At 42.1% G+C, this 26,429-nt stretch carries 21 protein-coding genes, 4 tRNA genes and 1 riboswitch; of the genes, 7 read left to right on the top strand and 18 right to left on the bottom strand.

The window, feature by feature from the left end; all coding sequences use genetic code 11:
* Positions 1 to 556: 556 nt before the first annotated feature.
* The 8 genes from LZZ98_RS09545 to secA form a co-directional block, all read right to left on the bottom strand.
* Positions 557 to 633 (bottom strand) — tRNA-Pro (locus LZZ98_RS09545).
* 4 nt (positions 634 to 637) lie between these two features.
* Positions 638 to 713, bottom strand: a tRNA-His gene (locus LZZ98_RS09550).
* Positions 714 to 752: 39 nt separating this feature from the next.
* Positions 753 to 829 (bottom strand) — tRNA-Arg (locus tag LZZ98_RS09555).
* A gap of 44 nt (positions 830 to 873) precedes the next feature.
* Positions 874 to 950, bottom strand: a tRNA-Pro gene (locus LZZ98_RS09560).
* A 153-nt stretch (positions 951 to 1,103) separates the two neighbouring features.
* Positions 1,104 to 2,171, bottom strand: a complete 1,068-nt coding sequence (gene nadA, locus LZZ98_RS09565) for a quinolinate synthase NadA (protein ID WP_237787647.1) — start codon at positions 2,169 to 2,171, stop codon at positions 1,104 to 1,106.
* Positions 2,172 to 2,318: 147 nt separating this feature from the next.
* Positions 2,319 to 3,539, bottom strand: coding sequence for a bifunctional glutamate N-acetyltransferase/amino-acid acetyltransferase ArgJ (gene argJ / locus LZZ98_RS09570; protein WP_237787648.1), 1,221 nt, complete (start codon positions 3,537 to 3,539; stop codon positions 2,319 to 2,321).
* Positions 3,540 to 3,696: 157 nt separating this feature from the next.
* Positions 3,697 to 4,017 (bottom strand): hypothetical protein, encoded by a 321-nt coding sequence (locus LZZ98_RS09575; RefSeq protein ID WP_237787649.1) that lies wholly within the window; start codon positions 4,015 to 4,017, stop codon positions 3,697 to 3,699.
* Between the two features lie 182 nt (positions 4,018 to 4,199).
* Positions 4,200 to 6,932 (bottom strand): preprotein translocase subunit SecA, encoded by a 2,733-nt coding sequence (secA, locus tag LZZ98_RS09580; protein ID WP_237787650.1) that lies wholly within the window; start codon positions 6,930 to 6,932, stop codon positions 4,200 to 4,202.
* A gap of 339 nt (positions 6,933 to 7,271) precedes the next feature.
* Here secA and LZZ98_RS09585 point away from each other — a divergent pair, with 339 nt between their 5' ends.
* From LZZ98_RS09585 to LZZ98_RS09595, 3 genes are all read left to right on the top strand, one after another.
* Positions 7,272 to 7,913 carry a peroxiredoxin gene (locus LZZ98_RS09585; RefSeq protein ID WP_237787651.1) on the top strand — a complete coding sequence of 214 codons (642 nt, stop codon included), beginning with the start codon at positions 7,272 to 7,274 and terminating at the stop codon, positions 7,911 to 7,913.
* Positions 7,914 to 8,296: 383 nt separating this feature from the next.
* Positions 8,297 to 9,112 (top strand): MBL fold metallo-hydrolase, encoded by an 816-nt coding sequence (locus LZZ98_RS09590; RefSeq protein ID WP_237787652.1) that lies wholly within the window; start codon positions 8,297 to 8,299, stop codon positions 9,110 to 9,112.
* Complete coding sequence (locus LZZ98_RS09595; RefSeq protein WP_237787653.1) at positions 9,109 to 9,690, top strand: dual specificity protein phosphatase family protein; 582 nt, start codon at positions 9,109 to 9,111, stop codon at positions 9,688 to 9,690. The genes LZZ98_RS09590 and LZZ98_RS09595 overlap by 4 nt, the downstream gene beginning before the upstream one ends.
* An 18-nt stretch (positions 9,691 to 9,708) precedes the next feature.
* Here the strand turns inward: LZZ98_RS09595 and LZZ98_RS09600 are convergent, their stop codons facing one another.
* The 5 genes from LZZ98_RS09600 to LZZ98_RS09620 all read right to left on the bottom strand — a co-directional run bounded on the left by LZZ98_RS09600 (position 9,709) and on the right by LZZ98_RS09620 (position 15,162).
* Entirely contained in the window at positions 9,709 to 10,728 is a 1,020-nt protein-coding gene (locus LZZ98_RS09600) for an SPOR domain-containing protein (protein WP_442862707.1), read from the bottom strand.
* On the bottom strand, positions 10,719 to 12,002 hold the full coding sequence (gene folC / locus LZZ98_RS09605; protein WP_237787655.1) for a bifunctional tetrahydrofolate synthase/dihydrofolate synthase: 1,284 nt from the start codon (positions 12,000 to 12,002) through the stop codon (positions 10,719 to 10,721). The genes LZZ98_RS09600 and folC overlap by 10 nt, the downstream gene beginning before the upstream one ends.
* Positions 11,999 to 12,895: an acetyl-CoA carboxylase, carboxyltransferase subunit beta gene (gene accD, locus LZZ98_RS09610; protein ID WP_237787656.1), complete on the bottom strand. Its 897-nt coding sequence runs from the start codon at positions 12,893 to 12,895 to the stop codon at positions 11,999 to 12,001. The genes folC and accD overlap by 4 nt, the downstream gene beginning before the upstream one ends.
* A complete protein-coding gene (trpA, locus tag LZZ98_RS09615) occupies positions 12,892 to 13,695 on the bottom strand; it encodes a tryptophan synthase subunit alpha (RefSeq protein WP_086175442.1) in 804 nt (267 codons plus the stop codon). The genes accD and trpA overlap by 4 nt, the downstream gene beginning before the upstream one ends.
* 429 nt (positions 13,696 to 14,124) lie before the next feature.
* Positions 14,125 to 15,162 (bottom strand): AraC family transcriptional regulator, encoded by a 1,038-nt coding sequence (locus LZZ98_RS09620; protein WP_237787657.1) that lies wholly within the window; start codon positions 15,160 to 15,162, stop codon positions 14,125 to 14,127.
* A gap of 135 nt (positions 15,163 to 15,297) precedes the next feature.
* Between LZZ98_RS09620 and LZZ98_RS09625 the strand changes: the two genes are divergently transcribed.
* Positions 15,298 to 16,176 (top strand): metal-dependent hydrolase, encoded by an 879-nt coding sequence (locus LZZ98_RS09625; RefSeq protein ID WP_237787658.1) that lies wholly within the window; start codon positions 15,298 to 15,300, stop codon positions 16,174 to 16,176.
* 52 nt (positions 16,177 to 16,228) lie between these two features.
* On the opposite strand, the gene LZZ98_RS09630 is transcribed toward LZZ98_RS09625, so the two are convergent.
* The 5 genes from LZZ98_RS09630 to LZZ98_RS09650 all read right to left on the bottom strand — a co-directional run bounded on the left by LZZ98_RS09630 (position 16,229) and on the right by LZZ98_RS09650 (position 22,231).
* The gene (locus tag LZZ98_RS09630; RefSeq protein ID WP_086175445.1) at positions 16,229 to 17,221 is read right to left on the bottom strand and encodes a DUF2804 domain-containing protein; all 993 of its coding nucleotides are present in this window, start codon (positions 17,219 to 17,221) and stop codon (positions 16,229 to 16,231) included.
* 171 nt (positions 17,222 to 17,392) lie between these two features.
* On the bottom strand, positions 17,393 to 17,911 hold the full coding sequence (locus LZZ98_RS09635; RefSeq protein WP_237787659.1) for a DUF1543 domain-containing protein: 519 nt from the start codon (positions 17,909 to 17,911) through the stop codon (positions 17,393 to 17,395).
* 402 nt (positions 17,912 to 18,313) lie between these two features.
* The gene (trpB, locus tag LZZ98_RS09640; protein WP_237787660.1) at positions 18,314 to 19,558 is read right to left on the bottom strand and encodes a tryptophan synthase subunit beta; all 1,245 of its coding nucleotides are present in this window, start codon (positions 19,556 to 19,558) and stop codon (positions 18,314 to 18,316) included.
* The gene (locus tag LZZ98_RS09645; RefSeq protein WP_237787661.1) at positions 19,539 to 20,183 is read right to left on the bottom strand and encodes a phosphoribosylanthranilate isomerase; all 645 of its coding nucleotides are present in this window, start codon (positions 20,181 to 20,183) and stop codon (positions 19,539 to 19,541) included. Before LZZ98_RS09645 ends, trpB begins: the two co-directional genes overlap by 20 nt.
* Before the next feature lie 179 nt (positions 20,184 to 20,362).
* The gene (locus LZZ98_RS09650; protein ID WP_237787662.1) at positions 20,363 to 22,231 is read right to left on the bottom strand and encodes a TonB-dependent receptor domain-containing protein; all 1,869 of its coding nucleotides are present in this window, start codon (positions 22,229 to 22,231) and stop codon (positions 20,363 to 20,365) included.
* Positions 22,232 to 22,358: 127 nt separating this feature from the next.
* Positions 22,359 to 22,510: riboswitch (cobalamin riboswitch) on the bottom strand.
* A gap of 331 nt (positions 22,511 to 22,841) precedes the next feature.
* Between LZZ98_RS09650 and LZZ98_RS09655 the strand changes: the two genes are divergently transcribed.
* The 3 genes from LZZ98_RS09655 to LZZ98_RS09665 all read left to right on the top strand — a co-directional run bounded on the left by LZZ98_RS09655 (position 22,842) and on the right by LZZ98_RS09665 (position 26,371).
* Positions 22,842 to 24,725 (top strand): TonB-dependent receptor plug domain-containing protein, encoded by a 1,884-nt coding sequence (locus LZZ98_RS09655; protein ID WP_237787663.1) that lies wholly within the window; start codon positions 22,842 to 22,844, stop codon positions 24,723 to 24,725.
* Between the two features lie 84 nt (positions 24,726 to 24,809).
* On the top strand, positions 24,810 to 25,388 hold the full coding sequence (locus tag LZZ98_RS09660) for a cob(I)yrinic acid a,c-diamide adenosyltransferase (protein WP_237787664.1): 579 nt from the start codon (positions 24,810 to 24,812) through the stop codon (positions 25,386 to 25,388).
* A 272-nt stretch (positions 25,389 to 25,660) separates the two neighbouring features.
* Positions 25,661 to 26,371 (top strand): glycerophosphodiester phosphodiesterase, encoded by a 711-nt coding sequence (locus LZZ98_RS09665; RefSeq protein ID WP_237787665.1) that lies wholly within the window; start codon positions 25,661 to 25,663, stop codon positions 26,369 to 26,371.
* Positions 26,372 to 26,429 lie beyond the last annotated feature (58 nt).

Below are 26,429 nucleotides of genomic sequence, written 5' to 3' on the forward strand. Positions count from 1 at the left end.
AAGTTTAAATTAACAACAATTTTGATTTAAATTTATAAATAACGTCTTTTCAATCCATTTTACCTCTCTGATTTTTTATCTTTTTTATTTTCTCACATCAACTGCACTGGAGTTATTAGAACGATCAGCATTCCTATCGACTTAAAAATTTATAAGGTATAAACAAAAGATAGGAGAGATAGAGAAAAGAATTAAGCTAGAAATGAAACCCACCTTTTCCAGTAATAATGCGATTTGCTAATTTTTAATACTCCTTTTAAGCAAAATTTTAATTCTTTGGCTTATTTTCAAGTTTTATATTTCAAGAGAGCTCATTAAATTATTTGAATATCGAGAGCAGGATTAATAAATACGATTCAAGCCATGTTGAATGTTGAATGTTGAATGTTGAATGTTGAATGTTGAATGTTGAATGTTGAATGTTGAATGTTGAATGTTGAATGTTGAATGTTGAATGTTGAATGTTGAATGTTGAATGTTGAATGTTATTATTAAATTTCAGGCATAAAAAAACCGCATTTAAGCGGATCATTTATTTTTAAGTTTAAACTTAAAATGGTCGGAGCAGTAGGATTCGAACCTACGACCCTCTGGTCCCAAACCAGATGCGCTACCAAGCTGCGCCATACTCCGAAATTGGGGTGAATGATGGGATTCGAACCCACGACAACCGGAATCACAATCCGGGGCTCTACCAACTGAGCTACATCCACCGTTACAACATTTTGGCTCTATAATACCAGACTACCAAATGGTGCGCCTGACAGGATTCGAACCTGTGACCATCCGCTTAGAAGGCGGATGCTCTATCCAACTGAGCTACAGGCGCATGACCGATGATAAAAATATCATGCGATACTCGCCTTGAAGAATTGGTCGGAGCAGTAGGATTCGAACCTACGACCCTCTGGTCCCAAACCAGATGCGCTACCAAGCTGCGCCATACTCCGATTCATCTCAGCTTTTAGTGTATCGCACATCGTGCGGTACGGGGTGCATTTTAGGCGTGACGCATAGAGACGTCAACACCTATATTCAAAAAAACCTAAAAAATCACTTCAACCGCTTATTTATCAAGCATTTTAGGTAATTTTTGATCAAAATTAACGTTTTAGACCAGCACTAAAGCTCAACATACGATCAAGTGGCAATTTAGCGCGGTCAGCAAGAGTAGGATCAACGTGTATTTCTTGATCACCCTTTTGTAAAACCTCTAAAATTCCATCTAATTCGTTCATGGCCATCCATGGACAATGAGCACATGAACGACACGTTGCCCCCTCACCTGCCGTTGGTGCTTCAATCAAAATCTTGTTTGGCACAGCTTGTTGCATCTTGTAGAAGATGCCACGGTCGGTTGCCACAATCAAACGCTCATTTGGCAGTGTTTGTGCAGCTTTAATCAGTTGCGAGGTACTTCCCACCGCATCAGCAATATCCACCACCGACTCAGGTGATTCCGGATGAACCAAAACAGCTGCATCTGGATAGAGTGCTTTCATATTGGCAATACCACGTGCACGAAATTCTTCATGCACAATACAAGCTCCATCCCAAAGCAACATGTCTGCACCGGTTTTCTTTTGGATGTAACGTCCCAGATGCTGGTCGGGTGCCCAAATAATCTTTTCACCTAGGCTATCGAGATGTTCAATAATCTCGACTGCACAGCTTGATGTCACCACCCAGTCTGCACGCGCCTTGACTGCAGCGGAGGTATTAGCATAGACCACCACGGTATGATCAGGGTGCGCATCGCAAAATGCAGTAAACTCATCTACCGGACAGCCCAAATCTAAAGAACAGGTCGCTTCCAGGGTTGGCATAAGCACGGTTTTTTCAGGAGAAAGTATTTTTGCTGTTTCTCCCATAAACTTCACCCCAGCAACCACCAAAGTTGAAGCAGGATGGTCACGACCAAAGCGTGCCATTTCTAATGAGTCAGAAACACAGCCGCCAGATAGCTCTGCAATCTCCTGTACTTCAGGATCGCAATAGTAGTGGGCGACAAGGACAGCATCACGTTTTTTGAGTTCTGCCAGAATTTGTGCAAATTTTTCCTGTTTGACCTCATCACTTAAATGAATATCTTTAGGTTCACCCAATCGATCTAAATGCGCCTGCACAATCGATTTAGCCTCATTGGCAATTAAATTGGTCGCATTACTCATAACGTGTTCTCTATCCTTTAAACTTGCTTCTCACAAGTCATTCAACCCACTTACCAGTCAGAATAGCATTATGCTTTTTGACCAGTCATTAAAAACTTTACCTTATAAAAAAGCCTCACTACGGAGGCTTTTTTCATTCAACTCAACTTAAGAACGGTAATCTGCATTGATCTTGACATAGTCATAAGACAGATCACAGGTATAGACGGTATCTTTCGCCTGTCCTCGTCCCAAATCAACCCGAATGGTCAACTCAGCCTGAGACATCACGCGCGCGCCAGCTTCTTCCGTATAGTCCGCTGCTGCACCACCATCTTTGCAGATCTGTACATCATCCAACCAAACCTGAATTTTTTCAACGTCTAAATTTTTAACGCCCGCATAACCAATTGCTGCAAGGATACGCCCCCAGTTCGGATCTGAGGCGAAAATTGCAGTCTTCACCAATGGTGAATGAGCAATACTATAGGCAATATCGCAACATTCCTGGGTATCTGCACCACCTTCAACCGCAACGGTAATGAATTTGGTTGCACCTTCACCATCACGTACAATTAGTTGTGCCAAACGTTTCATGACACGTGTCAACACATCTAGAACAATGGTGTAACGTGAATCATCAGTTGAAGTAATTTCTTTACCACCTGCCTGTCCAGTAGCGACAAAAATACATGAGTCATTGGTTGAGGTATCACCATCTATCGTAATACGGTTAAATGATACATTTACAGTGGTTTTTAATAACTGCTGCACCAGTTCACGACTGATCGGTGCATCGGTCGCGACATAGCTGAGCATAGTGGCCATATTGGGACGAATCATGCCGGCACCTTTGGAAATACCGGTCATGGTATAAGCCACGCCATCCATCTCAAACTGTTCTGACGCCCCTTTAGGCAGCGTATCCGTCGTCATGATGCCTTTTGCTGCATCCAGCCAAGCATCTTCTTTTAATGAATCCAGTGCAGGCTGCAAACCATTGACCAGACGTTCAATAGGCAATTGCTCGCCAATGACCCCGGTAGAAAAAGGTAAAATTTCGCTGGTCAATACACCCGCCAGTTCAGCCAGTTTTACACACGTCGCCTGCGCATTTACCATACCGATTTTCCCGGTACCTGCATTGGCATTACCGGTATTAATGACTAGATAGCGTGGATTAGTGATTTGCAAATGAGCTTTACACACATGTACCGGTGCTGCACAGAATGCATTTTGGGTAAATACACCGGCAACGTTTGAACCTTCAGCAAATTCAAAAATAACGAGGTCACGTCGGTTCTGATAACGCACATAAGCTTCAGCTGAACCAATTTTTACACCTTTAACCACATGCATCTGTGGCATTGTTAAGTCGCCCACCGCCATTTTTAAACTTCCAAATAAGTTCGTGATAAAAAGACAGCTTAGTAGAAATTCAGTAAAAAATCGAGCAGAACACTTTGTTTGATTTATTTTTTATCAGTTTGCTATTTTCAGGCCCAAAAAAACCAGTCCGTAGACTGGTTTTAGCAATACATTCGATTTAGTTGGATGCCAACTGAATCGATTCCGACAATAGCGCCTGTTTGGCTTTTTCCTGACTTGCAGCAGATAAAGCCGGATTTGAAGCCACAATGCGGTTTGCATTCGCTGCATTTGCCGGTGTGATGGCTGCAGTTTTTAACACCACTGGACGTTGCTGCGGATTAGCAAAGGTATAGCGAATTCCGGTACGTGGACTCATAACCGTAGTGTTGTCATCTTTAACAGCATTTGCCGCTGTGTTTTTTGCTGGCTCATTTGCAAAAGCCAAACCTGGAATAGCTAAAGCTAAAATCATCAATGGTTGTAATACTTTTTTCATTGTCTTTTCCGCTTCTCAATGTTCATCAATATGCACTAAATACCACTTAATTCAGCTCTCTGCAAACATATTCACATCTTGCAAAAATAAACCCTATATTTTGCTGCAATAAAAAAACCACTTTATCTATTCAAATCCAAAGGAAAAGAAATAGATAAAGTGGCTGCATGTTTTAGATAAAATTAAATTTTACCGTGACATTGCTTGTATTTTAAACCTGAACCACATGGGCAAGATGCATTACGGCTTGTAGGCGGCTCAAATATTTGCCCTGCTGGATTAAAGCCAGACTCCACTTCAACAATTTCAGTACCGCTTAAATCGCCGGCTAACAAATTATCAAACTCAGCATGAGAAAGATTCAATTGCATGGCTTCAGCTTGAGCCTGCTTTTGTGCTTCCATTTCAGCCAGTTCTTCAGCTGTAGGAACATGAACACGTGAAAGATCTGTAATCACATCTGACTTGATCACGGCAAGCATATTTACAAACAGATTAAAGGCTTCTTTCTTGTATTCCTGTTCAGGGTTCTTTTGTGCATAACCACGCAAGTGAATGCCCTGACGCAAGTAATCCATGGCAGCCAAATGATCTTTCCAATGGCGATCCAAAGCACTTAACATGAAATGACGTTCCAGCATGGCTGCTGACTCATCACCCATCTGTTCACGGCGAGTGCGATAGCGTTGTACGATTTCATCAGAAATACGTTCTACCAGAGCTTCTTCATCTAAACGACGGTCTTGTTCCAGCCATTGATTGACCGGTAAATCAATACCTAAATCCTCACGCAATGCACGTTCCAGACCATCGATATCCCATTGGTCATGAATGGATTCCGGCGGAATATAATTTTCAATTACACCTTTAATCACTTCGTGATGCATTTCTTCAATGTAATCTTGTAGCGTACTTTCAGCCAGCACTTCATCACGTTGTGAATAAATGATCTTACGTTGTTCGTTATTCACATCATCGTATTTCAACAAATTCTTACGAATATCGAAGTTACGTGCTTCTACTTTACGTTGTGCATTTTCAATCGAACGCGACACCATTTTGTGTTCAATGGCTTCATCTTCCTGCAAGCCCATTGCCCGCATCATGCCCACAACGCGGTCGCCGGCAAAAATACGCATCAAGTCATCTTCAAGTGACAAATAGAAACGTGAAACACCCGGGTCACCCTGACGACCGGCACGACCACGCAGCTGGTTATCGATACGGCGCGACTCATGACGCTCTGAACCAATGATATGCAAGCCGCCAGAAGCCAATACCATTTCATGGTTTTGTTCCCATTCAGCCCTTAAGCGTGCTTCATCTTCAGGCGTTGGGTTTTCAATGTGAGCCAGTTTGGCTTTCCAGTTACCACCTAGCAAAATATCGGTACCACGACCTGCCATGTTAGTTGCAATGGTCACGGCGCGCGGTGAGCCTGCTTGAGCAATAATGTCTGCTTCACGCTCATGCTGCTTCGCATTTAGTACTTCATGCGTAATACCCGCTTCTTTCAATTTTTCAGAAAGAATTTCAGAAGCTTCAATCGTTGCCGTACCAATCAGGATCGGTGCAACACCGTCTTCATGCACCCGCTGAATTTCTTGAATGATGGCGTTATATTTACCATTACGGTTTAAATAAATAAGATCGTTTTCATCTTTACGGATCATTGGTCGGTGGGTTGGAATAAGTACTACATCCAAACCATAAATCTCTTTCATTTCCGCAGCTTCGGTATCGGCTGTACCAGTCATACCAGAAAGCTTTTTGTAAAGACGGAAATAGTTCTGGAAAGTCGTGGTTGCCAAAGTCTGGTTTTCAGGCTGAATTTCCAGACCTTCTTTCGCTTCAACTGCTTGGTGCAAACCTTCGGACCAGCGACGACCTGGCATGGTACGACCGGTGTTTTCATCAACAATAATCACTTCGCCATCATGAATGATGTACTGAACATTACGTTGATAAAGATAGTGTGCACGAATAGCAGCCGAAACATGATGAACCAGGTTCAAGTTAGATGGTGAATACAAGCTCTCACCTGCAGCCAGCAAACCCATCTCAATCAATTGATCTTCTACGGTTTCATAACCAACTTCAGTCATTTCAACCTGACGTTGCTTTTCATCAATCCAGAAATGACCGCCATCCGGCACTTTTTCTTCTTTTTGCGCACGAAGTTTTGGCGGGATGCTATTGATTGCTGCATACAATTGTGAAGAGTCATCACTTTGACCAGAAATGATCAATGGTGTACGTGCCTCATCAATCAGGATCGAATCGACCTCATCAATAATGGCATAGGTTAGGCCACGTTGTTTTTTCTCGGCTTGAGAAAAAACCATGTTGTCACGCAGATAATCGAAACCAAATTCGTTGTTGGTACCGTAAGTAATATCGGCACGGTAGGCTTCAGCTTTCTCTGTTGGATCTTGCATGGAATAAATAATACCAATGCTCAGACCCAAGAATTCGAATAAGGGACGGTTTAATTCCGCATCACGCTGTGCCAAATAATCGTTCACAGTGATGACATGTACACCCTGTCCGCTAATAGCATTCAGATAGCAAGCCAAAGTACCCATCAGGGTTTTACCTTCACCGGTACGCATTTCTGCAATTTTACCTTCGTGAAGGGTAATACCACCAATCAACTGAACATCGTAATGACGCATTCCCATGATTCGCTTTGCCGCTTCACGACAAACAGCAAATGCTTCAGGTAATAATTTATCCAGGCTTTCGCCCTTGTTATATCGTTGTTTGAATTCTTCAGTTTTTGCAGATAAGTCTGCATCGCTTAGTGCAGATATCGTCGGCTCGAGCGCATTAATCTTATCTACGATTTTACGCATGCGTTTGAGTTCGCGCTCATTTTTGGTACCGAAGATTCCTCCGATCAGACTTGCCAACATGAATAGACTCTCTAAATCTTGCTTGTCGAATGAATAAATTTTTTCTCAGTCGTTATTATGGTGCTAGAAATTTGAAGTACAAGGGGTTTGCACAAAACCAATAAAAAAATTCTGCTCACTCGTTCTAGCACGTGACAGCTAAGGACAAACAATGTAACAAATTTTAAACAGCCAATATAGTCATAGAATTCATCATTTATCCGGATTTTACTCATCAATCTCGGCCTGTATATTCCATTTACTCATAAAGAAATACAAAAACGCTATTTTCATTGCAAAAAAAAATGCGTCATATTAGATCGCATCAACATACATAACAAAGCAAATGAGGCTATAAAAATGACATTACGTTTAGGCGATACCGCACCGAATTTTGAACAGGAATCCAGTGAAGGCTTAATTAATTTCTACGACTTTTTGGGTGACAGCTGGGGAATCTTGTTTTCCCATCCAGCGGACTATACGCCGGTATGTACCACTGAATTGGGCTATACCGCAAAACTGAAAGACGAATTTGCAAAGCGCAATGTTAAAGCCATTGCCCTCTCGGTAGATGATGTCGAATCACATAAGGGCTGGATTAACGACATTAACGAAACCCAAAACACCTCTGTGAACTTTCCGATCATTGCCGATCAAGACCGTAAGGTGTCTACACTGTACGATTTTATTCACCCGAATGCCAGTGAAACCCTGACCGTGCGTTCTTTGGTGATTATTGATCCAAATAAAAAGGTACGTTTAATCATTACTTATCCGGCATCAACAGGCCGTAACTTCAATGAAATTTTACGTGTGGTCGATTCACTGCAACTGACGGATAACCATAAAGTGGCTACACCCGCCAACTGGCAACAAGGTGAAGACGTCGTCATTGTTCCATCATTAAAAGATGAGGAAGAAATCAAGCAACGCTTCCCTAAAGGCTATAAGGCAGTAACCCCTTATTTACGCTTAACGCCACAGCCTGAGCAAAAATAAAAGTACTGCTTTTATTTTTGCGCAAGACAAGCGAAGCGCGTAGCCGTCGAAATGAAACGTTTTTAAACGCAAGACGAGAAGCTATGCTTCGAGTTAAAAAACTAAAGCGCTGCTTTTATTTTTACGCAAAGTAAGCGCAGCGCGTAGTTTCTTAAAAAGAGTACTACACTATTCTGAAGAATATATGCCACAAGTAGGTGCTAGACTGTATTACAACTATGCTGCAAATACAGGATGACTATGACGAGCCAATCCTGATCTTGTTCAAGCCTGTCTGATGACAGGCTTTCTTATTTTTCTAAGCAGTTGAATTACAAAATCAAGTTGATGTTTGTTTCACAGCCAGTTTATAAATACGCCTAATCATCTTAAGAATAAATATTGTGATCTATAACATTCATCATTTGCACTGCGGCACCATGTGTCCGATTTGCGGCCCTCTGTTTGGGCAAAAAGGTTTACATGCCAAAATAGTTTGTCATTGCCTACTGCTTGAAACCGATCAAGGTTTAGTACTGGTAGATACCGGCCTGGGTATACAAGATTATCTTCACACCCAAGCCCGCTTAGGTCGTATGGTTTCCAGGCTGGGGCGTATTGAAAAGAATTTAGAGTTGACCGCCATTGCCCAGATTCAACGCTTAGGTTTCAATCCTAAAGATGTAAAACATATTCTAATCTCACATCTGGATTTTGATCATGCAGGCGGTATTTCCGATTTCCCACATGCCACCGTACATGTACTTTCCAGTGAATTTAATGCCACTCAAAGTTTTTTCCCCTTAAAAAATAAAGCGCGTTATAAAACCCAGCAATTTAAGCAGCACCGATACTGGAATTTTATAGAACCCAATCAAGGTGAAGCATGGTTTAACCTGCATCAAGTGCAGGGATTTCGCTTATTTCAGGATGAAATTTTAATGATTCCATTACTAGGCCATAGCCAAGGTCATTGTGGTGTTGCCATTAAACAGCATGATGGTTGGCTGTTTTTCTGTGGTGATGCCTACTATTCCCACTTGCAGCTTGATCCTAAAAATCGACTTCCTACTCTGGATAAACTGGAACGTTTTTTTGCCGAAGATAATCACATGCGCGTAGACAACTTGCACAAAATCCAGCAACTTGCACAAAATGAAAAAAATATCGAGATTATTTGTGCCCATGATCCTGTAGAGCTGGAGCGTTATCAAACATGATAAAAAGAACTGCTTTCGTCCTTGTCCTGAGTTGCTCAAGCTTAGTGGGATGTATGACATCGCCCCCTGTACCCATGGAACATCGGTCGCAGCATTGGGGGCAAGCCATCAATCCTCAGCATAATTTTTATCAAATCAGTAATCATGTATTTCGCAGTGAACAACCCTCGGCTGAACTGATTCCGCAATTAAAAGCCCATGATATTGATGTGATCATTAATTTAAGATCCAGAAATAAGGATGTCGCGGTCCTGCCATCTACAGATTTTAAATTGGTTCATATACCCATTTACACCTGGGCAATGAGCCGGGAAGATCTATTGCAGGTGATGCAACAGATTCAGCAGGCCAAAGCCACAAACCATCGAGTTTTGATTCATTGCTATCATGGCTCAGACCGCACCGGTGCAAGTATTGCCATGTATCGGATTATTTTTGAAAACTGGTCGATTGAGGATGCCATGAATGAAATGAAACATGGCGGTTATGGATTTCATCCGGTCTGGATACATATTGAAAAAATATTTAGCCCTGAAAATGTAAGATGGATTCAACAGCAATTGTTGAATCCATCTTAATTTCACTTCAAGCCAGATTTAGCGTTTATCTAGCGGAACCCAGTCAATCACCCATGCCGACTTCATTCCCAGGCTTGCATCACTGGTAATTTTCTTGCGGGCAGCATCAGCAACATCACGGTCTTTAGCTGGTCCAACCATAATTCGAACCCCTTTTGAAGTTGGACTCTTGGTCACCTTATAGCCTTTAGCACGCAGCTTAGAGGCCAGTGCATCGGCATTGGCTTCATTGGCAGCCAAGGCCACTTGCACCATCCACTGTTTATCGCCATGTTCCAACAAGTCACGAGCTTTTTCTGCTTCAGCTTTTCTCTTCGCTTCTGTTTCAAGTTGGGCTTGTTCTTTTTTCTTGGCTTCTAACGCTTTCTTTGCAGCCAACTGTTTTTCGTCTTCAGCTGCTTTGCGTTTTAACTCAGCCTCTTGCTTTGCCTTGTCTTCAGCTGCTTTTTTCACTGCTGCCTGTTTTGCAGCCAACTGTTTTTCAGCTTCGAGTTGGGCTTTACGTTTGTCTTCAGTTATTTTTTTATCAGCATCAGTTCGTTGTTGTTGAGCTGTCTGCTGTTGTAACTTTTTTGCAGCGAGCAGCTTTTCATCTTCCAGACGCTTTTGTTTGGCTTTTTCATCTTCCACCAGTTCAGGAGGAATATTGTCCGAACTCTGCTGTGCTCCAGTACGACGTGCATTTAAAGCGGCGTATTCTTCAGCTGCTTTACGTGCCGCATCAGCTTCAGCCTGCTGCTGCATCGCCAAAAATTCAGCTGCGCGCGCTTCTTGTTCTGCCACGGCTTTTTCACGTGCCCGGCGTTGTTCTTCAAGTAAACGTTTTTCTGTTTCCACGTCAACCGTTAAAGGTTGCAGCTGAACCACTTCCCCTTCTGCTGCCGGCTTTTTTTGCTCAACTTGAGCGGCTAAATTCGGGGTTCTGAGTTCGTTCTGATATATTTCTTGTTTACCCTTGAGAAGCAATGCTGCCAATAAAACACCACCACCTAATAAAACAACGCCTCCCATCCAGCGTTGGTTGCTATTCATTGACATTCTTCCAAATACTCCCATACCGCTTCTAAGGTATGAAATGAACCACATACCAAGATCAACTGATTATTTTTTGTTTCATTTAGCGCTGATTCAAAAGCCAATTGAACACTATTGAAGTGCTGTACTGTTTCACCCAGTAACGCTTCATCAATCTGCTCGACTGCAGCTGCTCGTGGAACGGTTAATGGTGCAATTTTCCATCTTAAAACAGTACCTTTCAACAAATCTACGACAGAACTGATATCTTTATCCGCCAACATGGAAAAAACACTGATCACTTCTGTGTACTGTTTATTGTATTCTAAAAATTTTCGCAACTGATTTAACAAAAATTCTACGCCATGGGGATTATGTCCGGCATCAAAAATAACGGTTTTATCCTGAATCTGGCGTATTTCAAAGCGGCCTGGCAATTTTGCATTTTGAATGCCTTGTGCAATGGCAGCTTGAGTCACTTTTAGACCACTGACCAAAATCGCGGCAACGGCGGTAGATATATTTTCCAGTGCCAAAGCACCTAGAGGAAGTTTTAAAGTCGTGCCTGAAGAAGCAAACATCCAGGCTTGACCATCATCGCAATATTGATAGAAATAATCGCGATTAACGGCAAATAATTGCGCCTGAGATTCATCAACCTTGTTTTGTATGGCTTGTGGAAGCTCTTGCGAACCGCCAAAAATTACGGGGATATTCGGGCGAATAATCCCGGCTTTTTCAAAGGCAATCTTTTCAATGCTATTGCCCAGCCAGTCTGTATGATCCAGCCCGATGTTGGTAATGACCGCCACATCGGGATCAATCACATTGACTACATCAAGGCGACCACCGAGTCCGACTTCCAATACCCAGACATCACATTGCTGGGCTTTAAAAATAACAAAAGCCGCCAGTGTGGTAGCTTCAAAGAAGGAAAGCGAGAGATCACAGTCACGACGTGCCTGATCCACCTGCACAAACGCATCTACCAAAGTCTGGTCATCCACTTCAATCCCGGCCAGTTTCACCCGTTCATTAAAACGGTAAATATGCGGTGATTGATATAATCCCACTTTATAGCCTTGCGCATTTAAAATAGCAGCCAAAGTGGTAGTGGTTGAGCCCTTACCATTGGTTCCCGCTACGGTCAGAACTTTTGCCTGCGGACGAATTACCCCGAGCTTTTCAGCAACAGGAATAACCCGTTCCAGACCTAAATCAATACCCGTAACGTGAACATGGCTCCAATAATCGAGCCATGTATTTAAAGAGTCTGTTGCAAGTGGTGCTGTGTTCAAGACAAATTCATCAGTTTCGCGATAATACGATATACAGTATCACGTAATGCGTGACGGTGAACAATTTGATCGATTACACCATGATCAAGCAAATATTCTGCGCGCTGGAACGGTTCTTCCAGTTTTTCACGTACGGTTTGCTCAATTACACGTTTACCCGCAAAACCAATCATGGCTTTAGGTTCAGCGATATGCACATCACCGAGCATTGCCAGTGACGCGGTTACACCACCATAAACAGGATGAGTCAGCACCACCAAATACGGTAAACCTGCATCTTTCATGCGTTGGATTGCAGCTGAAGTACGTGCCATTTGCATCAATGACAACATGCCTTCCTGCATACGTGCACCACCTGAGGCAGCAAAACAGACTAAAGGCTGTTTCTCTTTAATGGCACGTTCAGCGGCTTGCACGAAACGATCACCAACCACTGTCCCCATTGAACCGCCCATAAAGTCGAATTCAAATGCACAGGCAATTAAAGGAATATCCTTAAGTAAACCTTGTATCACCACCAATGCTTCAGTTTCACCGGTTTTCTTTTGCGCTTCAGACATACGGTCTGGGTATGCCTTACTGTCCACGAACTTAAGTGGATCTTTCGCAGTAAACTCTTGACCCAATTCATTTTGAACCTGATCGAAGAACCAGTTCAGACGGTCGCGTGCTTTCATGCGCAAATGTTCATCGCATTGTGGGCAAACATAGGCGTTAAATGACATCGCGGTACGGGTAACCAATGCGTGACATTCAGGACACTCAATCGTAGGCTCGGTAAATGTTGCTTTGAGTGAGGTTTGCTCATCAGGCGTGTGAATACCCGGAACATGACGTTCCGTCCACGGCGTCGCTGGGCTAAGAATTTTTCCTGGTTTCACTTCTTGATTCATACTAACTCATCGAGCGCAGCTCGAAGCTCCTTGACTTTATTGACCGTTTCGACAACGGCTTGTTCTGGCGCTAAGTTCGCAAACTGTTTCACAAAAGCACTACCAACAATCACAGCATCAGCAGCTACACCCATGGCTTTTGCCGAGGCAGCATCGCTAATACCAAAACCGACACCCACAGGAACGTCAGTCACAGCTTTAATTTTCTGGATACGGGCTGCTGCTTCAGCAACATCTAAAGTTGCAGCACCTGTTACCCCTTTCAAGGATACATAGTAGATAAAACCACTGGCCTGATTTGCCACATGCTGAATACGCTCATCGGTCGATGTAGGCGCCAGCAAGAAAATTTGATCCATGTCGAATTTTTTCAACACATCATCTAAATCTTTGGCTTCTTCAGGCGGTAAATCCACCAGCAGTACACCATCCACACCACATTCATTCGCATACGATACAAACTTTTCGTAACCGATCACTTCTACCGGGTTTAAATAACCCATCAGCACGACTGGTGTTTCTGTATCTTTTTGGCGGAACTCTTTCACCATGTTCAAAGCGTCCAGGGTATTGGTGCCGCCTGCCAATGCGCGTTCTGCAGCAAGGGCAATCACGGGACCATCTGCCATAGGGTCTGAAAATGGTAGGCCAAGTTCAATCACATCCACCCCAGCCTCAACCATTTGATGTAACAATGGAACGGTTACCTGTGGATGAGGGTCACCAGCCATCACATAAGAAACGAGCGCTTTACGCTGCTGAGATTTAAGCTGTCCAAAACGAGTGGCTAAACGTGACATAGGGTTGTACTTTCCTTGAATTATTAAAAAACTGAGGAGTTGGCTTTGTAGAAATACAAGACAACGCATTGTAACGCTATTTTTTACTCATTGAATAGAGCCTGAGCATTTCGCGCTACATTCGACTCACCATCTCATTTTTCAGAACAATCCGAGAACACCATTTACTGATATTTACGCTTTTTTCTCAATGATCAAAGATGCCTAATTTTGCTATGTAAACAAATATCTATCATTCAGATAAACTTATTTTTATGTGTAAAAAGTTGATAAAAATAATCAAGTTAGCCTTTATATTTAAAGTTTTATGCAATAGCAAAACCTGTACTTTACTCAGTAGGTTTTATTTTATAAGACTCCAAAGCCGCAAGCTGAAGTGGATGCTTTAGCGCTTGCATTGAATTAAAAAACAGCCTGAATGAGCCATTTTTATGGTTCAGATTGGGCTTTCAGTTGCTGTTTTCGCTGTAATAAGGTTTGACCGCTATAGGCCTTATAAGCACGTGCCAAAGCCGACTGGTCTGAATATCCCAGGCGCATGGCAATTTCAGTCAGGCTGGTATTGTGTTGCAACAACTGTTCACAGCGTTTCATTCGTTCCGCTTCCAGCACAGCCTTAAATGAACTTTCAAGCTGCTGCAATTGGCGTTGCAGCGTGCGTGTAGAAACATGCAATTCATCTGCAATCTGATCAATTTTTGGGGCTGCTGCGTGCAGTCTTAAATACTCGGCCACAGCAGTATGAATTTGCTGTGATACACTTTCATAATGTGGCTTGAGTGCAATAGCCTCCTCCGCCTGCTTCAGCAATAGCTGCATCAGTGACGGATCAGCCAGTACCGACTTCAGGGTTAGGCTATCCACCCCCATGACATAGGCATAACGTGGCTGATCAAACAACACATCACAACCATAAAATTTTTGATAATGATACTGTGCCATTTGCGGTCGATGTGCCATCTGGATATTTAAAAATTGTGGTTGATCCGGAAAGATTTGCTTGGCCAAATGCACCATGGCAGCCATGGTCATTTCATTTAACAAGGCATATTTTTCATCTAAAAACGGCCAGCTCAGCCAGATCTCATTGCCCTGCTGATGCATCTGCAATGGGGTTGCATCGGCACCATCAATCACCAGACGGCTGAAACGCATTATGTACTGCAATGCTTCAGCCACACTGTTACTTCGGGTGGCCATATAACCGAGTACGCCGAAATGTTCAGGACGAATTCGCTTGGCCATTTCAATAATCAACTGCGGGCAATCCAGCTGCTCACGGGTTAATTGCAAAATGCTGTAAAAAAAAGAAAAGGGCGACTGGGTATCGATCGGTAATTGCAGCACGTGCTCCAGATCATCCCGATAAGGTGCTAAAAATTCAAGCGTGTGAAAGTCAAGTCCCTGGTCTATCAGATACATATTCCAGAGCTGAAAATAACCATTTGGGATGTGTAATTCTTGCATGGCGACTCACTTATAATTTGACATATTATATTTTCACCTTGGCGTAAAATGTATAAAAAATGGCAAGTACTGTCAAAACAAAAATGAAAAAGCACGACATACTGCAATTATCCAAGGCAATTGAAGTAAAACAACATGAATGCCATTGTCCAACCACAGATTACTCCTGTAGTACGTAGCAATCTTGATTTCAAGCTAAATGAAGTGCCGCGCTTCTGGTTTGCAGGTGATCCGTTTATTACCCGCATGTTCGATGCCTTAAGCCTGACTTTTCCCGATGGTGAACGCTATTTCATTCAATCTGTAAGGCTGTTCCGCGACCAGATTACCAATCCGGATTTAAAGCAGCGTGTAGCAGACTTTATCCGTCAGGAAGCACAACACGGCATAGCGCATGACAAGATGAATCAGGTCATGAAAGAACAAGGTATGCCGGTCGATCAATTTATTCAGCGTTTAAATAAGATTTTTAAATTTGAACTGGAAAAACGCTCACCACAATACAATATTGCCATGACCGCTGCGGCTGAGCATTTGACCGCTCTAATGGCAGAAACCTTTTTTGGCAATAAAGAGACATTACGCAGTGCTCATCCTTATGTGCGGGCACTTTTTGCCTGGCATGCAATTGAAGAAATGGAACACCGTGATGTCGCTTTTGATGTGATGAAGCAGGTCGGCAATGTACCTGAAAGCACACGTAAATTTGTACTGGCATGGACAACCGTATTGATGTTCGGCTTTACTATTTATCGTGCCAATGTGATGTTAAAGCATGATGGCTTTACGCCGTTACAACGCTTGCAAATGAATTTCAAAGGTTTGCCGTGGTTTTTTGGTAAACAAGGCGTACTCACCAGAATGGGCAAGCCATACAGGGATTGGTTTAAAAAGGACTTCCACCCCAGCCAGCATCCGGTGATCGCCCAATATGATGTCTGGGTCAAAACCCTGCAACAAACGGGTGATCCGATTCAAGCCGGCGAAGCCTTTTGGCAGGCGGCACAAGAATAAAAAAAGCCTGCATTTTGCAGGCTTTTTTTATTCTAGGCTTACAATTTGGCGCTTACCACTTTGCATAGTGCTGTTCCAGCAAACCGTATTCATTGACCAAGACAATTTCCTGATCATCCTGCTGAATAGTGCCACTGATTTTGGCCTGCCACTGACTAAACTGACTACCGACCAGTCTTAAATTCAGATTTTCGTAACGGCGCCAACCGGTTTTTACATCCAGATTCAGCTTGTTATCCAGTGAGCGAATCTTCCAGTGTCCTTCATCCTGATGCTGGAACAGAACATCGCTTACAGGATATAGCACACCATTGATCCACAAGCAGTTCTCATTGCCAAAACTTTCATTGACTCCAGAAGCCAGATTTAAGCCAATCCGGTTATTGTGTTGATCCCAAAAATTACTCGACAACCAGAACCATGCCGTTTCTGGACGCAGAAAACCGCAGGTATCATCCAGCGATGCAAAAGTTCTTTCATTAAACTGTATGGTTTCACCCTGTTTATTGATAAAAAAACCTTCACACGCCAAGGTGGTTAGCTTCTGGGTATAAGTCCAGCCATTGATCCCGGTCGGGCTGCACATGCTGAGCGGGTCGGTACCGGCACAGAAGATTCGTGCACTCAGCCTGATTTCCCCATATTTGGTGACATGGATATAGCGCACGCCATTGGCATGCTGGATATCAATTTGGAAAGGGGAATTAGAAAAAAAGCTCTGGTTATAAAGCGGCTGCTCATCCACCACGGTATTGCGTGATAGCAGGTTAATGGCATTCCACTCTAAAACTTCATGGTTTTGATGATTATAAATATAAAAAAAACCATGCCCTGCCCAGGCAATATCGGCAATGGCCAAACCTATGGTGTAGTGTTGATGCTGAATTGAACAGAATTTAAACTTCTTATATTTTAATCGCTTGCGCCAACCCGTTAAGACATCACCATAAGGTGTCTTGTACTGATATTGATTCAAATCGATGGTTTTTGGGAGAGAACTAAAACGTCCATAATTTGGTTGTCCATTTGATTGAATCAAATCCATTTATCAAATTCCATCTAGCCAAGAGATAACAATTCCTTAATCTTATTATGCCCATATAAATAGAACTTAAAAGTATCAAAAGCATCTTTTATCTAAAATATACAAAAATGTATAGTATTTAAGAAAGCTTAATATCTAATAAATACAATTTATTAATCAGATAGATATGAATTAGTGCTCCGATAACATTAAATAGGTATTTCCCCAGCGGTTAGCGCTGAATTCACCATCAATCAGTTGCACATAACGACCATGCACCTGATCAATCGCAATACAATCATCCACATCTAATATGCGATCGGTATGCTGTTTTTGCCAATGCTGTGCAAAGTAGGCTTTACCGCGTTGCTTAGCCAGCATGGCATTTTGTGCCACGACCAGAATATAACGGTGTAACTCGCCAAACTCACGGGCATCGTAACCACCCAAGTTAATTAAAAACAGCTTTTGTTCAGATGAATTCGGCTGAGCATTGCTAAAGTGAATTTGATATTGAATACCTTCAAATTCCACGCCATTGATTTGTGCCCAGGCATCGATGTGCAAGCCTTTTTGCTCACCAAACCATGCATTTTTAAGTTGAGGATAGACCTCTTGCAATGAATCGCCTACGGCTAACACGACATCATGGACTTCTGTATTGGCACGTGCATGACGACCACCAAGCATGACGATAAATAGGCTGGGCATTGCTTACTCCTTTTAGAATCCTCCCCTAGCCCCTCCTTTTTCTAAGGAGGGGAATTTCTCTTTAAAAATAGAAACTCAGGACGGTAAATATTTATCTTCAATATGATACGCGCTGGCGACAGGGATGTCGCCCGTTAAACTGCGGCACAAGGAGGTGCCGTCAGTTTAACAAAAAGCCTTTGGTTACTTTGGGCTTATCCAAAGTAACATTACGAGCTCCTTACATTTGAATGATAAACAATAAGACTCTGTCAAAATGTAGATATATTCATAACCACAAAGTTGAAGCGAATTTAAGCAATAAAAAAATCGTGCTGAGTTTACTCAACACGATTTCTAAATCTCCCTCCCCCTTGCGAAGCTATGCTTCTCATCCCAAAGGGAGAGGCTTTTTAGAAGAAGTTACATCTCAACCATTTCCACGCCATCAATACGAGCAACAGTCATCAAGTCTTTATCACCACGACCTGAAACTGTCGCAATAATGATTTGATCCTTGTCCATCGTTGGAGCAAGTTTAGTGACATAAGCCATTGCATGTGAACTTTCAAGCGCAGGAATAATCCCTTCAATTTGGGTTAAATCACGGAAACCTTGCAATGCTTCTGTGTCCTTGATTGGTACATATTCAACACGGTGCATATCTTTCAAGAAACTGTGTTCAGGACCAACACCTGGATAATCCAGACCGGCAGAAATTGAATGCGTTTCAATAATCTGGCCTTGGTCATCAGACATCAAGTAGGTACGGTTACCGTGTAATACACCCACATGACCCGCATTCAATGGCGCAGAGTGTTTACCGGTTTCAATGCCATAACCTGCGGCTTCAACACCATACATTTTCACATCTGAATCATTCAAGAATGGATAGAACAAGCCCATCGCATTTGAACCACCACCGACACAAGCTACTAAGGCATCCGGTAAACGACCTGCCTGTTCCTGAATTTGACGGCGCGCTTCACGGCCAATAATCGACTGGAAATCGCGAACCAGTTGCGGGTATGGATGTGGACCTGCAACCGTACCAATCACATAATAGGTTGAATCAACGTTAGTGACCCAGTCACGCATGGCTTCGTTCATAGCATCTTTCAATGTTTTTGAACCGCTTTCGACTGGCACAACAGTTGCACCCAACAGACGCATACGATAGACGTTCATGGCTTGACGTTTCACGTCTTCCGCGCCCATGAACACCACACATTCAAGACCCAGACGTGCTGCGATGGTTGCAGTGGCTACACCGTGCTGACCGGCACCGGTTTCTGCAATAATGCGTTTTTTACCAGAAAGTTTTGCAAGCAGTGCCTGACCAATGGTGTTGTTGATTTTATGTGAGCCAGTATGGTTCAAGTCTTCACGTTTTAAGTAAATCTGCGCTCCCCCCAACTCTTTAGACCATCGCTCAGCATAATATAAAGGACTAGGACGACCTACATAGTAGGCTAAATCACGGTCGAATTCTGCCAGAAACTTAGGATCATCCTTCATTCGGAAATAAAGTTTTTCTAAGTCTTCTAATGCTGCCATGAGCGTTTCTGACACAAAACGTCCGCCATGAATACCGAAATGCCCGCGTGCATCGGGAAATTGGGTATAGTCAATTGCCTGACTTTTCTGGCTAGTATTTTGCTGATCCACGATGGACTCCTTGCATAAACTGTTCAATGAGTTGTTGGTCTTTAATACCTTTTGCGGACTCTACGCCTCCGCTGACATCCACTGCATAAGCATTGGTCGTCTTTATAGCGTCTTCAACATTGTCAGGTTTTAAGCCGCCTGCCAAAAGTAAAGGAATATCCAGTTTGGGGAACTGTGACCAGTCAAAGCTATGCCCTGTTCCGCCTTTAAGCTCAGGATGCCAAGCATCCAATAATACTGCGCTTGCCCCTACATTTTGGTAGCTTTTTATAGTATTGATGACATCTAACTCAGGTTTAACCTGAATGGCTTTATACCAACGGCGTTTGGTTTGTGCTGCAATCTGCTGACATTGCTCTGCAGTTTCATCACCATGAAACTGCAGCATATCCAAGGGTACAACCTCAAGCACTTGAGCAATTTCATCGGCTGTTGCATTCACGAATAAACCCACGATTTGTACATAAGCAGGGACATGCTTTGCTAATTCTTGAGCTTGCTCAATGGTCACACTTCTTGGGCTGGGTGCATAGAATACAAATCCAATCGCATCAGCCCCTGCATTCACAGCAGAATGTATATCTTCTATTCGTGTTATTCCGCAAATTTTGGCACGGGTTCGCATACAATTCGCTCTAATTTTTTAATCTAAACTTTGCCAATCTATAGTCATTCTATAAAGATGGGGGCGAATCATTGTAATGCAATTTTGCTGAGTTGCGTGCAAATTCAGCAGGCTTTCCACAGAAACCTTATAAAACAAAAAACCCTTATTTAAATAAGGGCTTTTTCATCAAATCAATATTACTTCATGGCATAACGAAGCGTTACCCAAGCAGTACGACCGTCTTGATTAAATAAGGTACTGTTACTGTAGTTAGTTGAATATTCTTTATCAAACATATTGGCAAGTTTTGCTTGAATAGAAAACTCTGGTGTTGCTTGATAGGTAACACGAGCATCCGCTGTTGCAAAAGAACCTAAATAAACAGTGTTTTCAGCATTAGCAAAACGCTTATCCTCTGCGTGTACAGAAGCACCCACAGTCCACTTATCAATCGTATAGTCAGCTGAAACATTAAAAATTTGCTTAGGCTTTAATAAAAGTTGTTTTCCTTTATTCGCTACTGTCTCATTTTCAGGTTCTTGGTAAGTGTAGTTCACATTCCAAAGAAAATTATTTAACTGTTGGGTTAAAGATAATTCAACCCCTTTGATTTTGGCATCATCTACATTACTTGGAATCCAACGTCCTAATGCATTAGGTGCCCAAACAATCATATTTTCAATTTCATTATAGAAGCCATTTAGCTCCCAATTAATATTTTTGACTTGTCCTTTAAAACCAAGTTCATAGTTGTCTGACTCTTCTGGAACCAAAGTAGGATTTTCACTTCCCGGCCAGTACAAATCATTAAATGTTGGGGCTTTAAATGCTGTGCCATAACTTACATAAGTTTGCACTGCTTCATTAAAACGATAGCCTAAAGTTGCACTACCCGTTGTGTGGTCACCAAATTGCTCATTGTCATCTTGGCGGATAGCACCCTGTACATCAAATGCGCCAAATGAACCCAGGTATTGAGCAAAATAGCCCTTATTATCACGTTCTTTTACTGCATATGCCTGTGTACCCGAAACTTCATCTTGCAGATAGTCAAATCCTAACATCAGGTTATTATTAGGATTGATATGCAAAGTATTTAACCAAGATAAACTATCACGTTGTGTATTAATCACCGATGGATTTGCATCGCGGCTATTCAGTTTATCTTCAGAACGGCCCAATTTGAGTTGCGTAGTCCATAGATCAAAAGGTTTATAAGTGGCACCAACGCTATATACATTTTGTTCAATTTTACTGTGCACATTTTCTGCATCGGTAAATGGACCAAATCCCCAATCATCTTTACTGTCGTACTCATTCGTTGCATCAACACGTAAAATACTGGCATCTACTGCAAATTGGTCATTAAATTTATGTCCCAAACGCAGTGAAGCTGATTTATTTTCATAACCATCACGGTCTAAATCATTTGCTTCTGTAATATTCGTCGCATCAAAACCTTGGGTTTTCGTTCCAGCAACATTTAATGTTGCCCAAGTATCATTTTGTCGAATATTTAAACCCACATTACCTTGATAGGTTTCATGAGAACCATAAGTCAGTGCTGCAAAGGGTTTTACACCATTTTGTGTACCTTTACGGGTATAAATCTGGATTACACCACCAATGGCTTCTGAACCATAAATGCTTGAGCGAGGACCACGTACAACTTCAACACGTTCAATCTGATCAATTGGAAAATGTTCGAAAGCAGTTTCACCCAAAGTCGCGGAACCTACTTTTTGGCCATCAACCAAAACCAGTGCATGTCGATTACTTGTGCCCCGAATAGAAATACTGGTTACTTTACCTAAACCGCCAGTATTACTATAAGTTACGCCTGGTATTGTTCTAAGTAAGTCTTGAAGAGAATTAAATTGCTTACGCTCAATTTCTTCACGATCAATCACTGTAACCGCTGCAAGTGTTTTACTATTTTCTTGCTCCACCAAGTTAGCAACAGTATTAATCGTTGGTAATGAAACTTCTTTCTCCGCAGCCATAGCTAAAGAAAGTGGAGATAAAACAAAGAAAGAACCAAGAATGGTTTTATGGATGAGATGCATGAATCTTTTCCCCACCGCACCGCCCGTGCGAATTAAATATATGAATAATGCAGAGGCGGATGTGGGGTAAGCACAGCTTTAATAATAAGAAAAGCCATGCAATCCCAGTTATAACGCCCACCGCATTAAATTAGGTTTGCAGCAGGCCGGTCTCCGGACTTAAGTTATATGCACATAACTATTCACCGTTGCGGGGGCAGTGTTAGCTTTAAATTCATAAATTTAACTAACTTCCCAGTTTCACTTCTCTATGGAAGCACCTGAAGCGGTCGCAGATTAGTTTCTGAACTGGTCTAAGTCAAGCTGAAATCTGCTTTTAGCAGTCAATCCACGAAATAGGATATTGAATTGTCATTCAATTTCCCTTTATGGATATATTTCGTTCTTTTAACACCTTTTGTCTTTAATCCAAGACCTCTTTATTGTTTAGTGGTTTAGCTCTCTTTATACTTCTGAATAGTTGTGACAGTGAGGGAAGTTGAAAAACACGCTGCCCCCGCAACGGTGCTTACACATAGTTTTAATCCCCTGTGTATAACAGTCCGGAACCTTGCTGTTACGTTCTTTCTCTCAAACATTCACGGTGGGGTGAATGCTAGGAGCTTAAGCCATGTCTCTACGCTTTCACCGCACATCTTTGGTCGGTGCAATTGCATTCGCTATGGGTGTTACAAACACTTATGCGCAATCAAATAATGATTTTACATCTGCCTTACCCTCTACTTTAAAAACATTGGTTTTTACAGCGACACGTTCTGAAGAAAACATTGAGCATGTTCCAGCTCGCATTTCCGTCATTGAACCGCAAATTTTAGAGCAATCACCCATTCGTGAATTACCTCATTTACTGATGAGTGATGCTTCTATCAACATGGTACAAAGTGGTGGTTTCGGACAATTAGCCTCTATTTTTACTCGTGGCACGAACTCAACCCATACATTAGTTTTACGTGATGGCGTTCGTTTAAATGGCGCATCTGCAGGCATGCCTCCATTATCATTTTTAGATACCACTGATATTAAACAAATCGAAATACTCAAAGGCCCTGCATCTGTACTTTATGGCACAGATGCCATTGGTGGCGTGGTACAAATGGTAACAAAAACACCTGAAAAGAATGCAGCCTTTGTAACTACAGAAGTTGGAGAAAATCATACTTATAAGGCGGTTTTAGGTGCAGATGCCAAAGAAAATGATTTTTATGCACAGATTCGTGCTCAACGTTTAGAAACCGATGGCACTGCTCTAACGAATGCAGCGAATAGTAAAAAAGCGGACTATGATCAAAAAGGTTACAGTGCAAAATTTGGTATAGATAAAGAACGCTTTGCAACATCAATTGACTACAGCACCAATCAAGGTGGTGTTGCTTATGATAATTATGGCAACTTACTTTCACAAAATTTTGAAAATGAAATATTAAATCTCAAAGGTCGTGTCAATTTTACAGATACACTCTCAGTCAATGCCCGCCTCTCACAATTTAAAGATAATCTTATTCAAAATAATAAACCTGATTATGTGTATAACACGACACAAGAAGCAGAACTTTTTAGCAAATGGCAATTTGCTCCTGCACAAAACCTTCTTGTGGGTATATCGCATCAAAATATAAAAAGTAACATTTATGCCATAGGTGAAGGCTATGAATGGGAAGGCATTTATTATCCCGGTGAAGATGTCCTTTACAAACAAGATATCCATTCAACCGGTTACTATGCTCAGCATCAATATCAGACAGATAATCTCAATACTCAAGTTGGTATTCGCCTCGAGGATTATGAAAACTTTGGTACACACACCGTAGGACAAATTGCTGCGCGTTATCAACTTTTCCCTGCTACCAGCATTTATAGCAACATTGGAACGGCATTTCGTGCTCCAACCAATAACGACTTATATGCCATCGCATGGGGAGCCAATCCGAATTTAAATCCGGAGAAAAGTATTTCTTATGAGCTTGGTGTTGATCAACATATTAATGACCAGCTGAGTCTGGGATTGTCCCTGTATCGTAATGAAGTAGATGATCTGATCGTTTATACAAACCAACTCAATAATGTAGATAAAGCCAAGTTTACCGGTGGTGAAGTTAGCCTCAACTGGCAGCAAAATGAGCTTTTCCTTAATCTAGGTTATGCCTATGTGCAAGCCAAAAATGCTGAAGACAATACCGATTTAACCCGTCGTCCGCGTCAAAGTGCAACCCTAACTGCGGGCTGGCAGGATGAACAATTTGGGATCAGCACTTCTGTTTCTGCCAAATCCAGATCAAAAGATTTTGCCGACTGGCCTGATACAACACTTAATTCAACGCCTGGTTATGTCACAACTGATTTAAATGCTTATTGGAATATTAACCCTCATCTAAAAGCTTTTACCAACATTGAAAATATTGGTGATGTGAAATACAAAACCTCCTACAACGGCTATGGCGTGCATTATGTAAATGGTGGACGATTGGCCTCGGTTGGATTAACTGTAAAATATTGATCTAAAAGCCAACTTATTTTCCGAGGGATAATTTTATTTATTCCTCTTATACCTTTTCTTATATATATGCATGGATAGATAAACATGGGCCACCGTTTAAGTAAAATTTACACCCGTACAGGCGACTCAGGCACCACTGGTCTTGGTGATGGTTCACGTGTCGCCAAAGACGACTTGCGTATTGTGGCCTTAGGTGATGTGGATGAACTCAACTCTTGCATTGGGATTTTGCGTGCGCAAATTGCCATCAGTTCAATTGAAGACAAAGCCCCTTGGGATAAATCGCTTAGCCTGATTCAACACTGGCTCTTTGATCTGGGCGGTGAAGTCTGTATTCCCAACTACAACATGGTTTTACCGGTTGCAATTGAATTTCTGGAAAAAGAAATTGACCAAATGAATGAAGCACTACCCATGCTGAAAGACTTCATTTTACCTGCAGGCACACTTTCATGTAGCTATGCACATCAAGCACGTTCAGTATGCCGCCGTGCTGAACGCAGCTTAATGTCGGTGCATACTCGAGATCAGAATATTCAAGCTCCTTCACTGCAACTCCTCAACCGCCTTTCCGACTGGCTATTTGTGGCATCTCGTACCCTGCAACGTGCTGAAGGTGGCAGTGAGGTACTTTGGCAAAAAAATATTAATGAGACGATTTAAAGATAAATTAATATTCAAAAATAAGACTTAGAGCTAAATCTGATACGCGGAAATGTCATCCGCAAGTGTTTGAGGCAAGACTCCATTAAAAAAATAATTGTTTCTGCGATGATTATAATAAAAGATGGTAGTTGTCGAGTTTTGCGGATGACAATGGTTTTGGTTACTTTTCCCAAAAGAAAAGTAACATATGAGCTCCTTCCTTACTATTACAAACGGTAAGACTCCGCTGTAATATCTGTGTTTAAAAGAAAATATATCGAGAATATTGAATGCGAATCATCGGACATCGTGGTGCACGTGGTGAGGCCCCTGAAAACACACTCGGTGGCTTTCAATATATTCATGACTTGGGCATCCGTGCAGTCGAATTTGATGTCCGTCAGCTCAAAGACAATGAGCTGATCATCATGCACGATGACAATTTCCTAAGAACTACGGGTGCCGATCAAAAACTTTACGAATTAAACAGCCAGCAGCTTGACGCCTATAACCAGGCCCATATCTGGATGGACTGGGAAAAGCAGCTTACCCCGACCCTTTGCCAGACCCTGAGCATTATTCATGACTTTGAGCATATTGAAGTTGAAGTCAAAGCAGTTGCAACGATGTTCGACGCTGAAAAACTGGTTTTAGAATTACAAAAACAGTTACACGGTTTTGAACAAACGGCGGTCATCACCAGTTTTGATTTAAAAATTCATCAGGCCTTAAAACAGCAGTACTCCATCTTCAAACGCGGCTTACTGATTGAAGATGACATCAAACACCAAGCCATTGAACAGGCTTTAGAACTGAGTTGCTGCCAAATTGGCTGGATGAACCAGCTGGCAAGCGATGAGATGATTCAGGCCACCCAGCAAGCCCATTTAAAAATCAGTGTTTGGACCGTCAATGATGTTGAGCGTGCCAAGCATCTGCAAAGTTTGGGAATAGACGGATTAATTACCGACTTTCCCAAAATGATGCTCGAACAACTTTAACAAAAGTTTCTATCTCCATTTTTGTGACCCAATCCGCTATTTATTTATTCAAAAATGA

Origin of the sequence: Acinetobacter sp. SM34, from assembly GCF_022012365.1 — a bacterium.
Lineage (GTDB): Bacteria > Pseudomonadota > Gammaproteobacteria > Pseudomonadales > Moraxellaceae > Acinetobacter.